This window comes from Thalassospira sp. MCCC 1A02491 (assembly GCF_001613785.1).
Taxonomy (GTDB): domain Bacteria; phylum Pseudomonadota; class Alphaproteobacteria; order Rhodospirillales; family Thalassospiraceae; genus Thalassospira; species Thalassospira povalilytica.
The window spans coordinates 1-15,050 of record NZ_LPVX01000033.1 but is presented as its reverse complement, the minus strand read 5'-3'; the positions used below and the strand labels follow the sequence as shown (position 1 = coordinate 15,050).

Below are 15,050 nucleotides of genomic sequence, written 5' to 3'. Positions count from 1 at the left end.
CTTATTGAACTCTTTCTTGAATAGACTGTATCAAAACATCCGCCGGAATATTCCAAGCCTCATTCAGCTTTCTGATCTGTGTAAGTGACAGGCTGGTCTTGTGATTTAGGAATTCGGACGCACGGGAACGACTGCCAAGCAATTTGCCAAGTTCGGCGCGTTCCAGTCCATTTTGCTCCATATAAAACAGCACAGCTTGGACCGCATCGGGTGCGGCGATCGGGTATTGTTGCGCTTCGTACTGGTCGATCAGGATGCCTAGAACTTCTAACTGGTCGGCTTCAGGTGTGCCCGGTTTGGCGTCCCAAAGATTTTCAACAAGCTCCATCGCCGCTTCATAGTCGGCTTCGGTCTTGATCGGTTTGAGGGCATAGGTCGTTTGCATCTCTTTCTCCTGCCAAGTCCGGTTAGAACCTGTCGACGGTTTTGGCATCGATCTTGTCGTATTCCGCATGGGTACCGATGAACTTGATCCATGCGATCTGGACGTCATAGCGAAAGGCGACAATCAGGCGGTAGTCATTGCCGTGTAACTTGAACCTGATCCGTTCGGCATTGATCGATTTCGCCGTGCCGAAAACGTTCAGGACATCCTGATGGCTTTGCCACTTTGCTTTGCGGGTCCGGTCAAACCATGCCTTAAGGGGCTGTTCCGTTTCAGGATGTTTAAGCCAGAAATCGACAAGCACCTTGCGGGCAATGATACGCATACGTTTTCCTGATGCGGGTTTGCTTCAATCTGTCCATTACCAGTAAAGTATCATGTTCCAAAAAATGGAACAATATCGTTTTATCGTGCAATCTGCTCATCGTGCTGTCAGCACAAGTTTTGCCCCCATCGCCACAAACGCCCCAGCAAAACCTTTGCCGATCCAGTTCATCACCTTCGGACGTTCGATAATGTGGCTGCGAAGCGCACCTGCAAAACATCCGTAAATCACAAACACCCCGAACGTCATTGCCATGAAGATCAGGCCAAGCAGGGTCATTTCCGCTGTGGTGTCGGGTGTATCGGCGGTAACGAACTGTGGCAGGAAGGCGAGGAAGAAGACTGAGAGTTTGGGGTTGAGCAGGTTGAGCAAAATGCCGTCGCGGATGATTTTGGCGATACCGGTTTTGGTTTCATTGGCGGTGACTTTCATCGCACCTGTCCCATGCCACATACCCCAGGCCATATAAAGAAGCCACGCCACGCCAAGATAACGCACGATTTCAAAGGCAACCGCGCTGGCATGAAGCAGGGCGCTCAGGCCAAGGATGCTTGCCGCCATATGGGGCACGATGCCAAGGGTGCAGCCAAAGGCCGCCCAGATGCTGGCTTTCATGCCGCGTCCCAATCCAAGGGCAAGGGTATAAATCACGCCGGTACCTGGCAGTGCGACGATGATGAGCGATGTGATCAGGTAATCAAGGGTGATCATGGTGCGTCCGTTTGATTGACTGTGATGCGGTCAATTTACGGACGGGGCGCAAAGCATTCTTGAACGGAATTGCAGGATGATTTTAGCCTTGGTGGGGCTTTGCGTTGATACGCATTTTGGGCGATGGTCCGCATTGTCCGGCAAGCTGTGTCTGGCGGATCAGCACGGCAAATGGAAAATGTGAGGATTGCTCAGTTTTGCCGAACGGCACGGGCATAGCGGCCCGGTGTCAGGCCAAAGGCCCGCACAAAATGGCGGTTCAGGTGGCTTTGATCGGCAAAACCCGTGCTATGTGCAATATCGGCAAGTGGCTGGCCAGCCCGGATCAGGTCGCGGGCAAGGTCAATGCGCCGCTGGATCAGATAGGCGTGCGGGGTTAGGCCGGTGGCACGGGTAAATTCACGCACGGTTTGAAATTTGCTTAGTCCCGTCACGTCGGAAAGATCATCAAGGCTGTGCAGATCAGCCGGGCAATCATCAAGCAATGCCTTGGCCCGTTTGATCCGTGCATGGGCGACAGCCGTTCGGGTTGCGGGTTTGGCGGGCCTGTCACCCGAATGGGACAGGACATGATGAAGCAGCAAAAGCAGCATTTCTTCACGCCGCAACCGTGCGGCATCCGCTGTGCCGTGGGTGATCGCATCAAACAGGGTTGCAAAGCATTGCCGGACCTGTGGGTGATCCATCACGGGCCGGGTGAATTGATAATGCGGGTTTGCGCCGTCTGACATGTCGCATGCTGTATTGGCAATCAGGGCCGGATCGAAATACAGCATGTTCCAGCCCCGCGCTGCATCGCCGATCGGATGGCCGTCATGGATTTCGCGGGGATTGACCGTAATGATGTTGCCAGCCCCGGCTTCAACCATGCCGCGGCCCGATGCGGATTTTTGTGCGCCTGAAAACATCAAGCCGATGCCGAATGTTTCATGGCTGTGTTTGGCAAAGCTGTGGCGCGTGCGGGCGCGAACGGCCTCGACACCCGGGCAGTCATGACAAAGAATTTCAACCAGATCGGACATGCCCCAAGGGTGGCAGCCCCGCCGATACTTGGCAAGCGATTAGACGCGCGCAGCAGTGGCGGCGGGGGAACAGCTGGATTTAGGGCATGTCATCACGCGTTGATTATGCGTTGATCGGGGCTTTGGCGTCTTCGGCGTCTTTGGCGGTTTAGGCACCCTTGACGCCTCTGACCAGGGCTACGCAATCGATCTATTTCGACCGGGCAAGGTTATTGCCCTGATTGCCGTGATGATGGGGGCCCAGCAATTCGCGCAACCCGCCAAGCCCGTCGACATGATTGGCGATGACCCGCGAAACGATCAGAAGCGGCACGGCAACCAGAATACCGACCACACCCCACATCCAGCCCCAGAACGCCACAGCCAGAATGATGGCAATCGAATTGATCCGAAGCCGGTTGCCGACAAGGGCTGGTGTGATGATCTGGCCTTCAAGGGCGGTGCAGACGAAATAAAGGGCCGGGGCCAGAAGGGCTTCGCTTGTTGTCTGCATGGATACAAGGCCAACCACGGCAACAATGGCAATCCCGGTAAGGGCCCCCAGAATCGGCACGTAATTCAGAACCGCGGCGGCAATCCCCCACAGGATCGGGTTGGGCAGGCCAATGATCGCCATCAGGGTGCCGACAACAAGACCAAGCGTGATATTGATCGCGGTGATGGTGGCAAGATAACGCGAAACTTCGCGTTCGACATCATGGGCAATGCGCAATCCCTTGCGCCGGTCGCCAAAGGTCGGAAGCGCGCGCACCAGTTTCTCATAAACAAGATCACCGGCCGACAAAATGAATAGAAGCAGCACCAGCATCAACGCAATACCGGCCAGAATATCGGGCGCACCTTCGGCGGCCTGACTGATCAGGTTGGGTTCGGTTACCACCACCTTCTGGACATTTTCATCGCCGCTATTCTGGTCGGTTGCCTCGGCCACCTGTTGCTGGGCATCGCGCAGCTTGTCAAGCGGCTCGCTAAGATCGGCAAGGCGCAGGCGCAGCCGTTGTTCGATCTGCGGGGCTTCGTCGATCCAGCCCGATACCGGGCCGCTCAATCCGTAAATGCCGGCAATCACCGATGCGCTGAGGCCAAGCACAATGGTCAGCGCAGTTATGCTGCGCGGAATGCGAAATTGCGCAAGCGCGCGCACGACCGGCGAAAACACAAGCGACAGCAAAAACGCCATGATCACCGGCAGCACAAGACTTTGCGCCACATAAAGACAGCCAAGGCTGAGGATGCCAAACGTTCCGATGACCGAAATCGTCCGGGCCCGGCGATAGATCAGGGCGCGGGCCATCATGTGCGGGCTGGTGGTTGAGGGCGGGGATGCAGTCGCACCACCGGTTTCAGGCGAAGGCCCAGTGCTTCTGGTCGACATGCATGCTCTCCTGGCGGGCAGGGCAAAACGCCTGCCGAGTTTTAAGCGATATCCATGTAACGGTTGAAGTGGCGCTAAGTTCCAGATGCAAGATTGTCAGGGCAAAGCCTGCGCAAAACCAGCGCAAAACAAAACGGCGCCCAATTAAATTGCGCGCCGTCTAATGTTGGGGGGCAAAACCCTTTGGGCTTTGGGCCTAGAAGCGCTTGATCAATGCAAAACGGACATTGTGTGACTGGAAATCAGCGTCATAAGAAAAATCCGCCGCAGATCCACCTCGGCCAATGTCCGCGTCACCATTTACGATTTGCGGGAAATAAGTCATGACATAATCACCACGAAGCGCCCATCCGTCGCCGAGCATATAGCCCGCGCCGATACTGCTTGATACGCCAAAGGCCGTTTTTGTGTCAGTGAATGTATGGTCGGTGCCGCCCGAAAAATTATCGTTGAATTTATGCGTGGTCTTGAACCGGCTGATGGACGGGCCGGCTGCAAAATAAACTTGCCAGTCACCAGTTGCGTAGCCGATTTTCGGGCGAATGCTAAAGGAGAAATCAGTTTCTACGGTCGTCTGGGTCGAGAAGCGTGAGCCCGCATTTGTGTCATATACTAACGGCCCATGACTTTCTGTTTCTGAAAACGGCATGAAGGTCAGATCGCCTTCAATCCCGTAAACAATGTTCCGGTCCTGATAGTCATAGCCAAGCAGGGCGGAGCTGCTGACGTCAAAGCCGTCAAGCGTGTCATCAAGAAGCGGTTTAAGCTGTTCTCTGTCACTGCCGCTGGCGTTAGCTGTGAAATACCCCGTATGAAGAACGTCGGTGTTCGGCTTCGCGGCGCTATAAGCACCACCGAGCGCAAGGCCACCATAAAGCCCAGACCAGTTTGTATCAGCTGCGGCATGGCTTGCAGCCGCGCAAAGGGTGAGGGCGATAAGGCTGGCACTTGAAATTGGGGACTTCCGAAGAAACAACATTGTGTGACTTTCGCTGTATTATGTGCTGGGCTATATCGACTTGTATAGTCCATTAGCGAATTGTTGTCTCTGTAAAAAATGAAATTTTGCAATAGCTTAACCCTACCCTTAAGGGGGGGATTACATATCGACTGCCGGTTCCTGAAGCTGAAGTTCGCGGGCGATAATCACCGCCTGGGTGCGGCTGTGAACCGACAGTTTGCGCAGGATGGCCGATACATGGGCCTTAACGGTGGCCTCGGTCACATCAAGCTCATAGGCGATCTGCTTGTTAAGCTTGCCTTCGGTCAGCATGTTGAGAACACGAAGCTGCTGCGGGGTAAGTTGTCCGATTTTTTCGGCAAGGCCCGTGGCCTCGTCATCAGCCGGGCCGTTTTCCATGGCTTCGCGCGCCCAGTCGGGCATCCACATGCCGCCGTCCAGAACGGTTTTGACTGCCAACCCGATCTGATCGACCGGGGCTGATTTCGGCACAAAGGCCGATGCGCCATATTCGATGGAACGGCGGACAACCGGCAGTTCCTGACTGGCTGAAACGATGGAAACCGGAATGTCGGGATAGGATGCGCGCAATGAAAACAGGCCGGTAAAGCCGTTCATGCCGGGCATATGAAGATCAAGCAGAACAAGGTCGATATCGCCTTTGCGGGCTTCAATCTGTTCGATGGCTTCAAACAGGCTGCCGGCTTCATAGACTGTGACGTTATCCAGCTCTGCTGTTAATGACTGTTTCAGGGCACCGCGGACAAGCGGATGGTCATCAGCGATCAGAATCTGGAATGTCTCGGTCATTGGCGAGTTCCCCTGGACGTTATTTCCCCGACAGGTCGCAATTATTCTATCCCGATCAATCGGAACTCACAAAGTCTTAGGTGAGAAAATGTTGGGATAATTTTGATTTTGGTGCGGGTGCGACCCGGAAAGCGCCCATCTGCCCGCAAGGATCATCGGCAGAAAGGTTGAGGGAAACCAAAGATCACTCTCGCCCCACGAAATGTGAAACTTTGGCCCCCCTCGCGCCACCGTTTGGGATTATGCATACTAAAATCGGTGCCGTAAACTCCGCATTTGAGGAAAAATGAAATTTATCCTATCAGTGAAACGAATGACCGAAATTCAGTTCTGACAAACGACACTGCGCTGCAATATTGGCGAATTTATACAATCCGTTCCAAAACCGCGCAGCCCAAGGGAAAAAGGACACAGAAATGTCTGAACAGCCGCAAGTGATCCACCGTAAAGACTATAAAGAACCTGACTTTTTTGTAGAAAAGGTCGAACTGGTTTTTGATCTCGAACGGGACGTCACAAATGTCAAATCACGGCTGTTTGTGGCTGCGAATCCTGCGCGCGGCACCGGCAAGGGCGACGAAGTTTTCCTTCATGGCGAGGACATGAAACTGCTTTCGGTGACCCTTGATGGTGATCGTCTGGCCTCAAGCGACTTTACCGTCGATGCCGAAGGTCTGCGCTTTGCCGCACCGGGGGCAAATTTCATTGCCGAAATCGAAACCCAGATTTCACCGGCCAACAATACACGCCTCGAAGGGCTTTATGTTTCGCAAAGCGCGTTCTGTACGCAGTGCGAGGCCGAGGGTTTCCGCCGCATTACCTATTTCCCGGATCGCCCCGATGTGATGGCGACCTACAAGGTGACGATCAATGCGGACAAGGCAAGCTGCCCGGTTCTGCTATCGAACGGCAACCTGATTGACAGTGGCGATCTTGATGGCGGGCGTCATTTCGCAGTGTGGGAAGACCCGTTCCCCAAGCCGTCCTATCTGTTTGCGCTGGTTGCCGGGGACCTGGCCTGTGTCGAAGACAGCTTTGTCACCCGTTCCGGGCGCAAGGTTGCGCTGCGCATTTTTGTTGAACATGGCAATGAAGACCGCTGCGATTACGCGATGGACAGCCTGATCCGCTCGATGAAGTGGGACGAGGATGTCTATGGTCTGGAATATGACCTTGATCTGTTCAATATCGTGGCGGTGTCGGACTTCAATATGGGGGCGATGGAAAACAAAAGCCTCAATATCTTTAATGCCAAATACATTCTGGCAAAGCCCGACACGGCAACCGATACCGATTATGAACTGATTGAATCGATCGTTGCCCACGAATATTTCCATAACTGGTCGGGCAACCGCGTGACATGCCGTGACTGGTTCCAGTTGTCCCTTAAGGAAGGCCTGACTGTTTTCCGTGATCAGGAATTCTCGGCCGATCAGCGGTCCCGCCCGGTGCAGCGCATCAAGGATGTCGCACAGCTTCGTGCGCGCCAGTTCCCCGAAGATGGCGGGCCGCTTGCCCATCCGGTGCGACCCGACAGCTATATGGAAATCAACAATTTCTATACCGCCACGGTCTATGAAAAGGGCGCGGAACTGATCCGCATGATGCATACGCTGCTGGGGCCGGATGGCTATCGCAAGGGGATCGATCTTTATTTTGATCGCCATGATGGTCAGGCCGTGACCTGCGATGATTTTGCCAAGGCGATGGAAGACGCCAATGATGCCGATTTCACTCAGCTCAAACGCTGGTACTCGCAGGCCGGTACGCCGAAGCTGACCTGGCAGGGCGAATATGATGCTGATGCCAAACAGTTCACCCTGACCGTATCACAGAAAACCGATCCGACCCCGGGACAGCCGGACAAATATCCGCTTCACATGCCGATTTCGGTCGGTCTTCTGGGGGGGGACGGATCGGATCTGGTGGCAAAGACGGTGGAGCTGACCAAGGAAAGTCAGGAATTTGTCTTTGACGGTGTATCGGAAAAGCCGGTCGTTTCCTTTAACCGCGGTTTTTCAGCACCGGTCAATGTCATGACCGATCAGCCCGACGATGAACTGGTGTTCCTGATGGGCAATGATTCGGATGCGTTCAACCGTTGGGAAGCCGGACAAAAATACGCAACCCGCCTGATGCTGGCGGCCATCACCGAATTTGAAAAGAATGGCGGGGATGCCAATGCCGCACTGGACGGGCAGGGCGACAGCATCGCGGCCTTTATTGATGCGATGCGGGCCACACTTTGCAATGAAGACCTTGATAAGGCTTTCCGGGCCGATGCGCTGGCGCTGCCGGGCGAAGAATTCCTGTCCGAACAGCGCAAACCGGCAAACCCCGAAGCCATCCATCAAATCCGCAAGGCCCTGCGCAAGCGGATCGGTCTTGGACTGCTGGCGGAATTTGATGCGACCTATCGCCAGAACGGTTCAAACGCGGCCTTTACCCCCGATGCAACATCTGCTGGTCAGCGTGCCTTGCGCGCGACGGCCCTGGCCTATCTGGTAGCAAGTGACAAGGTGGAATATGCCGATCTTGCCGCCGAACAGTATCGTACCGCGGACAATATGACAGACCAGATGGCAGCACTTTCGGTGCTGAACCATCTGGATCATCCGGGGCGTGAAAGTGCCCTGGCCGATTTCGAAGCCCGCTTTGCCAAGGATGGCGTGGTTCTGGATAAATGGTTCGCGCTTCAGGCGATGTCATCGCGCGATGATACGCTTGCCCGCGTCAAGGATCTGATGAGCCATCCGGCCTTTACCATGCGCAACCCGAACAAGGTCCGGTCGCTGGTCGGGGCCTTTGCCATGGCCAACCCGCGGGCCTTCCACGCCAAGGACGGATCGGGATACGCATTCTATGCCGATCGTCTGATTGAACTGGATGATATCAACCCGCAGGTGGCCGCACGCCTGTGTGCACCGCTTGGCAAATGGGCGAAATATGATGCCGATCGCGCACGCCTGATGAAACAGGCGCTTGAACGGGTTCTGGCAAAACCGGAAATCTCGCGCGATCTTTATGAAATCGCGTCGAAATCAATTGCCAGCTGATGGCCGGCTTTGACGACACCTGACGAAAAGGGCGGCCTTGCGAGGCCGCCCTTTGTCTTGATCCGGTCTGGTTTCCTGATCAGGTCAGTTTCATGCGTTCGCTGAATTCGCGCATGCGATCAGAAAGGTTGCGCGCCATCTCGGAAAGCTGATGGCTTGCGGTATTAAGGTCCTGGGCATTGCGCCCGGTGCCAAGTGCGCCTTCATTCACGAACCGGATCATTTCATCCATCGACCCGGCACCTTCGGCGATGCGCTGGACGTTTTCGGAAATCTCGCTTGTCGCACGGCGTTGTTCATCAACCGATTGGGTGATGGTCGACTGGATGTCATTGACCTGATGAATAACGTCACCCACCGTGCTGATGGAATGGGCGGCTTTCTGAACTTCCTGTTGGATCGCAGTGGTCAGATCGCCAATCTGCCCGGTGGCGTTTGCGGTCTGATCGGCAAGCGATTTGACCTCGTTGGCCACCACGGCAAAACCCTTGCCAAGTTCACCGGCACGTTCGGCCTCGATCGTTGCGTTCAACGACAAAAGCTTGGTGCGGTGCGCGATATCGTTGATCAGATCAATGATCGATCCGATCTCCGAACTTGCCTTTTCAAGTGATCCGATATTGCGCTGGCTTTCCTCGGCTTCTTTTTGTGCCCGGCCGGTCACATCGGATGCCTCGGTGGCCTGACGGTTGATTTCCGCGATCGAGGATGAAAGTTCCTCGACGGCGGTGGCAACATTCTGGGTGTTTGATGCCGCCTCGCGCGATACATCAAGTGCACCGCCCGATTGCTGGACCGTATTTTGCGACTGATCGGTCAGTTCGCTTGCCAGCTCCAGAAGGCCTTCTGATTGCTCGGTTACCGATTGGGCAACGCGGGCAACTTCGGCCATCATTTCGGTGACGGCGATTTTGCTTTCCTCGCGTTCCGTCACCGCATTCCAGGCAAGCATGGTGCCCAAAAGCGCGTTATCCTTGTCCAGCACAGGTGCGGCAAGGATTTCGAGATAATCACGCTTATTCTGGATGATCTCGGTAAAGGGAAGGTTGGCCGGATTGGACAGACGGCTCTGGAAGTCTGCACCAAGTTCAAGGAAGTCGCCCGAAAGCGAACTTGCCGGGGCTCCGACATATTCCTGCCCGCTGGCATTCAGATACCCGACCTTGCCATCGGGGGTGATCAGTGCGGTCATGGTCGGGGTATGTTCGACCATGTTTTGCAGGATCAGGGCCTGGCGCACCGATTCCCTAAGCGCAATCAGGGCCTTTTTCATATCGCCGATTTCGTCGCTGCCGACCTGTGGCAGATCGACATTGGTGTCGCCCTCCGAAATCGACGTCATCGCGCGCGAGAACGCGCGAAGATTGCGGAACACGGTGGTCCGCAACAGAATCCACCCGGCCACCCAGGCCGCAAGCAGCACACCGATCAGGATTTCAATCGACAGTGCCCGCAAATCATCGGTCTGGGCATAGAAATCAGAAATGTCGCGATCAAATACCGCCTCGGCCCAGATGCCGCCGCGCCCGTCGCTGATGGTGACATCAACGGCCGCGCGGTGGGTTTCACCGGTGTCGGCCGGTGTTGTGCCTGCATCTGCCGGTTGGGCATTTTCGGCGGTCTCGCCATCGGCCGAGTCTTCTGTCTGGGTGATGGCGGTGCCGCCTTCGCTGGCTTCGCCATCTTCAAGGCTTTCAAACAGCACCGTCCCCGATTTGTCGAGAATCTGGAAATTGCCCCCCAGAACCTTGCCAATGCCTGCCAGTGTCGGCAGCGGGTCGGTAATGACTTCAAGGAAGCCGACTGCGCGGAAACCCCCGACCGGCAGGATCAGGCTGAAAACCGGTCGCCCGTCGGGCGTGGTCCACATGAAACTGGCCGGTTTGCGGGCTTCGCCCTTGTCACGTCCGGTCAGGAACGCCTTGACGTCCGGATCATCGGTGACACTGGCGCCAAGATTGGCCTTTGACGTTGCAAGCTGGTTGAAATCGGTGTCATAGGCAATCGCATCAATCAGTGTCAGATCACCCTGAACCACCTCGCGGGCATTCGACAGAATATCAAGTTCTGCCTTCATGCGAGTCTGATCGTTTTCCTGATAGCTTTTCACCAGACTGCCAAGCCGCGACCATTCATTGGCAATCGGGGTAATCTTGTCTGCATAGTCGGTTGCCACCCGCGAACCGACAAAGAAATTCACCGTGCCGCTGACCGAGTTGTTCAGCGTCTCGATGGCAAAATTGCGATAGGTATCTCCCGTCCAAAGGAGCATCCATGTAACAGCACCTGAAACCAGTAAACCCGTCACGAGCAAAATGCGCCGTAACGTCAGAAGGCTGGTTGCACCTCCTGAAATAGCCGTCTTTGCGGCCTTGTCTCCCGTCATATTCATCACTCCAGAGCAAACCGTTTTTTGTTTTTTGTATTGTGTCGGTGTCTCGCTCCCACCTGGCTACTTCTTATGAGTAGTTTCCCTGATCCAAACAGAGCTTAATTTGGAAAACAATCTTTTAGTTGTTAAAAACTGCCGAAACCCGCGGAAAAATCAGGAATTTGTATGTGGTTGCGGGGGCTAATTCTCCTTTAAATGGTGTCCATTCTGACGCGTTAAAAGTCAGTGTTTTGAAATTTCGGAAAAAAATATGCGAATGTGTGTGATAATCGTTTGCAATTAGATTTTCGATGGTCTATGACTGTCTTTGTCAAATGCAGACGGCAATGTCGTTTGTGACCGGTCTTCAGGCTGACATGGCGTGCCTGATGACCATTTATCTTCGGGACTCTCTCTCCCCGAAGGTCGATCTCTCTCACTCGAGGGGGCTGGTATCCGGTTTATTGTGCGGGACAATGCCGGGGAACATACCAGTCCCCCTTTTTTTATCCCGATTTCTCCCATCATCCACCATCACAGGTCGTGCACGGCTCACATGCCGTGCGGGCGTTTCCTTTATATTTATATATGGTCGTGTGTCGCCGATTGAACGGCTTTAGCGTTTTATAAACGTGCTGGCGGTTACAAAATCATGATCACAATGATGTCGTGAAGGATGGCCAAGTTCATGGTTGGCGAAGACCAAACCAACAAACCCGATCTGCGTGCGACCCCGCAACCCGATTCCGAACCGGAATCCGGGCAAAAGGATGCGCCGCTTCCGGCCTTTATTTATGGGCGTGACGGGCATGGTGATGGCAACGGGCGTGACGGACGTCGCACCGGTGATCGGCAAAACTTTAATGCACGGATAGCTGATATGGATCGCAAAACCCTTCTTGGTCTTGTTACCGGGGCCGGTATGCTCGGCCTGGTCTTGTTCTTTGCCGGGATGCTGGTCGGGGCCGGACTGTTTATGGATTCCGATGACGGTGCCACCAATGCCGCCCTTGAAAAGCCACCGGTTGAAATGCTCGCGACCGAGCCGGATGAACCGGCCGTGGTTTCCGAACCGGTACCGCAAAGCCCGACAACCACCCCTGAAACGGTTGCCGAAATCGCCGAAAGCAGCGATGACCCGGTCGGGGATCTGATTGCCCAGCGCAGTGCGGCACTTGAAAATTCCGACGAAGCCGCATCGGATGGTGATGCCGCTGCAACCGCATCCGGTGCGGGGGACGCGGGCGGGGCGGCTTCCGAGATGACGGCAAATGATACGGCGGGTGATGGTGAAACGCTTTCTGCGCCGGAAATTCGCGAAGTCGGCGAAGCGCCTGCTGCACCTGATGCGCCCGAAGCACCGGCGGTGGAAAGCTCTGCTGCGACGGCTCAGGGGACGAATGATCAGGCCGCGGGCGAAAAGTCTGCTTCTTCCGAACCGGCCAAGGCCGATGCTGCCCCAGTTGCCCCGGATGCTCCTGCCAAACAGGAAACGGCGGCGCGCACATCAGCAACACAGAATGACGAGGCCGAAGTCGCCACCAATGGTGAAACGCCGTTCTCGGTACAGGTCGGGGCCTTCAAGGTTCATGAAAATGCCAGCCAGCGGGCCGAGGAACTGCGCAAAAAGGGACTTGAGGTCGCGGTTGTCGTGCGCGGTGCCGCCGATGATTCGGCCTGGTATTATGTGCGGATCGGCAAATACGCCACCCTGAAACAGGCCCGTGATGATGCCGCCAAAATCAAAAAGGACCACGCGCTTGACGGGTTCCCGGTCCGGGCCGAACCCAATGATCGCGAAGTCGACTGATCAGCCGGAACTTTGATGACAAACGGGGTGATACAATATTGTATCGCCCCGTTTTGCGTTTGGCCCATGGGCCGCTCAGGTCCTTGGCAAAGGCGAGCCGGTTCACAGCAGAGGCGCGGCATGATCTGGCAGGAGCCGCGCGCGGCATCTTGGCCGACTGTGCGGGCAGGCAGCAGTCGGGCAGGCGAACAGGCAGATCGGCAAGCGGGCGGGCCGGGGCAGGGGCGATTTGGCGAATTTGGCGTTAACAGGTTTGTTTTTGGCCCCGGTTTGCGGCATTCTACTTGCCTTCACCGGACAAAGCCTTTAGGCGGTACGCCCAGAGCAGAAATACAGAGAGGCAGCCGCCTATCCCGGCTGCCGCCCAAGACAGGATGGCTGGCAAGATATGAGCACCCCAACAGATTTCCCCAATCTCCACATTCTGGACCACCCGCTGATCCAGCATAAACTGACCCATATGCGCAAGGTCGATACCTCGACCAAAACCTTCCGCCAGTTGCTTAAGGAAATCGCGCTTCTGATGGGCTACGAGATCACCCGTGAGCTTCCTGTCAGCTATGAAGATATCCAGACTCCGATCTGCCCGATGAAGGCGCCGGTCATTCAGGGGCGCAAACTGGCTGTTGTGCCGATCCTGCGTGCCGGTTCGGGCATGGCAGACGGCCTGATTGAACTGATGCCCTCAGCCCGTATCGGTCATATCGGTCTGTATCGTGATCCCGATACCCACATGCCGGTCGAATATCTGGTGAAATTGCCGGAAATCGAAGGCCGTACCTTTATTCTTGTCGACCCGATGCTGGCGACCGGCAACTCGGCGGTGGCCGCAATCGACACGCTCAACAAATATGGCGTTGCTGACAAGGATATCCGGTTCATGGCGCTGGTTGCAGCACCCGAAGGTGTCAAAGTCTTCCAGGATGCGCACCCGGATGTTCCGATCTATACCGCCGGGCTTGATGAAAAGCTTAATGAAAAAGCTTACATCGTGCCGGGCCTTGGCGATGCGGGTGACCGACTGTTCGGAACGCGCTGATCGTGCAGCTTGCATGAATGCCTAAGAAAAAAGGGTGCCAACTGGCACCCTTTGTTTCTTGCTGATTTGTGAGACCCGGCGGATCAGCCTTTCGGCGATACCGTGATATCAACAACGGATCCAGCAAACGAACCGCCGGTAAGCTTGATCGTTGCGACGCGATTTTCGCGGTCATAGACCATGACCGAAATATCGGCGCGCACGACCGTGACCTTGCTCCAGCCGAAATTGGGCATTTCACGTTCGTAGAAATCATACATCTGCGCCTGTGTTCCGCCGGAATTCAGCACAAGCCGTCCGTGCCAGGCGTCAGAGGCACCAAAGATAATGCTTCGATCCATGTCGAGCGACGAGTTCGAAGGCATCGGAATATCGGTGAACTGTGTGAAGGACGGAACCGGCTGGCCGCCTTTATTGCCGCTGCTGCCACCTGATGCGGTATTGGGAACCAGATTGGTTCCGGAACATCCGGCCAATGAAAGCCCCGCAATCGCAGCGGCACAAATAAGATATTGTCGCAGTCTCATCATCTTCCCTCGGTCCCCTGATGCCCATCTTCATCATGCGGGCATGGATATCTGCGCCTATCATTACGGCATAATGTAAAGGAAAGGTTCACATATTCGCTTTTGCACCATTTTGTTGGGCGGGCTGTCCAAGCAGCCGCGATACAGCCTTTCGTGTCCTTTTCTCGACCATATATAGAAGTCACATATATATTATATCGGGATCAACATTGCCGCGCTGCGTCACAGATCAAAGAATTTGCCGCGTTTTGGCGCTAATTTGTCGGGTGTGGGCGAATCAACCCGGCAGTATTGCGGGCCGTCTTGGGCCTGATTGACTATTTTGCAGGGGCGAAAAGCCGGGTTTTGCGCGTTTTTTCAACCCGTGGTCCGTCAGGGGCCGTGGCGGGATTGCGCAGGTTGGATGTCGTGATTTTGCTATCGCTTTGAAATTCAAGGCAATTTGTAAAAAATACGATTAAATGCACTTTTTTAACAAAAAGGTGTTTACAGCCCCGCACTAGGGCCCTATAAACCGCCTCCACCGACGGGGTGCGGCGCTAGCGAATGCGGCCGCGGACTGGATGGTTAAGGGCTTCGGTCCTTAAGTTCTTTGACATTGTTGATAAGCAGGAAGGGATGCGCGGGCAGCGTTATGGCGCCAAAGTCTGTGCATCCT

The 15,050-nt window shown here is 55.2% G+C and carries 12 protein-coding genes; 3 read left to right on the top strand and 9 right to left on the bottom strand.

Annotation, left to right across the window (positions count from 1 at the left end; genetic code table 11):
• Position 1 precedes the first annotated feature (1 nt).
• The 7 genes from AUQ42_RS15495 to AUQ42_RS15465 form a co-directional block, all read right to left on the bottom strand.
• Positions 2-385, bottom strand: a complete 384-nt coding sequence (locus AUQ42_RS15495; RefSeq protein WP_068520052.1) for a type II toxin-antitoxin system HigA family antitoxin — start codon at positions 383-385, stop codon at positions 2-4.
• Positions 386-407: 22 nt separating this feature from the next.
• Positions 408-710: a type II toxin-antitoxin system HigB family toxin gene (locus tag AUQ42_RS15490; RefSeq protein WP_068520051.1), complete on the bottom strand. Its 303-nt coding sequence runs from the start codon at positions 708-710 to the stop codon at positions 408-410.
• A 96-nt stretch (positions 711-806) separates the two neighbouring features.
• A complete protein-coding gene (locus tag AUQ42_RS15485) occupies positions 807-1,421 on the bottom strand; it encodes a LysE family translocator (protein ID WP_156480896.1) in 615 nt (204 codons plus the stop codon).
• A gap of 191 nt (positions 1,422-1,612) precedes the next feature.
• Positions 1,613-2,443 carry an AraC family transcriptional regulator gene (locus AUQ42_RS15480; RefSeq protein WP_068520049.1) on the bottom strand — a complete coding sequence of 277 codons (831 nt, stop codon included), beginning with the start codon at positions 2,441-2,443 and terminating at the stop codon, positions 1,613-1,615.
• Between the two features lie 190 nt (positions 2,444-2,633).
• The gene (locus AUQ42_RS15475) at positions 2,634-3,818 is read right to left on the bottom strand and encodes an AI-2E family transporter (RefSeq protein ID WP_082817902.1); all 1,185 of its coding nucleotides are present in this window, start codon (positions 3,816-3,818) and stop codon (positions 2,634-2,636) included.
• 196 nt (positions 3,819-4,014) lie between these two features.
• A complete protein-coding gene (locus tag AUQ42_RS15470; RefSeq protein WP_068520048.1) occupies positions 4,015-4,797 on the bottom strand; it encodes an outer membrane protein in 783 nt (260 codons plus the stop codon).
• A gap of 120 nt (positions 4,798-4,917) precedes the next feature.
• Positions 4,918-5,589 carry a response regulator transcription factor gene (locus AUQ42_RS15465; RefSeq protein ID WP_068520047.1) on the bottom strand — a complete coding sequence of 224 codons (672 nt, stop codon included), beginning with the start codon at positions 5,587-5,589 and terminating at the stop codon, positions 4,918-4,920.
• A gap of 416 nt (positions 5,590-6,005) precedes the next feature.
• Between AUQ42_RS15465 and pepN the strand changes: the two genes are divergently transcribed.
• Complete coding sequence (gene pepN, locus AUQ42_RS15460) at positions 6,006-8,645, top strand: aminopeptidase N (protein ID WP_068520046.1); 2,640 nt, start codon at positions 6,006-6,008, stop codon at positions 8,643-8,645.
• A gap of 79 nt (positions 8,646-8,724) precedes the next feature.
• Here pepN and AUQ42_RS15455 read toward each other — a convergent pair whose 3' ends face one another.
• Entirely contained in the window at positions 8,725-11,031 is a 2,307-nt protein-coding gene (locus tag AUQ42_RS15455; protein WP_231856790.1) for a methyl-accepting chemotaxis protein, read from the bottom strand.
• A gap of 661 nt (positions 11,032-11,692) precedes the next feature.
• Between AUQ42_RS15455 and AUQ42_RS15450 the strand changes: the two genes are divergently transcribed.
• On the top strand, positions 11,693-12,826 hold the full coding sequence (locus AUQ42_RS15450; protein ID WP_068520043.1) for an SPOR domain-containing protein: 1,134 nt from the start codon (positions 11,693-11,695) through the stop codon (positions 12,824-12,826).
• Positions 12,827-13,214: 388 nt separating this feature from the next.
• The gene (gene upp / locus AUQ42_RS15445; protein WP_068520042.1) at positions 13,215-13,865 is read left to right on the top strand and encodes a uracil phosphoribosyltransferase; all 651 of its coding nucleotides are present in this window, start codon (positions 13,215-13,217) and stop codon (positions 13,863-13,865) included.
• Positions 13,866-13,948: 83 nt separating this feature from the next.
• Here the strand turns inward: upp and AUQ42_RS15440 are convergent, their stop codons facing one another.
• A complete protein-coding gene (locus AUQ42_RS15440) occupies positions 13,949-14,395 on the bottom strand; it encodes a hypothetical protein (RefSeq protein WP_228196497.1) in 447 nt (148 codons plus the stop codon).
• Between the last annotated feature and the right edge of the window lie 655 nt (positions 14,396-15,050).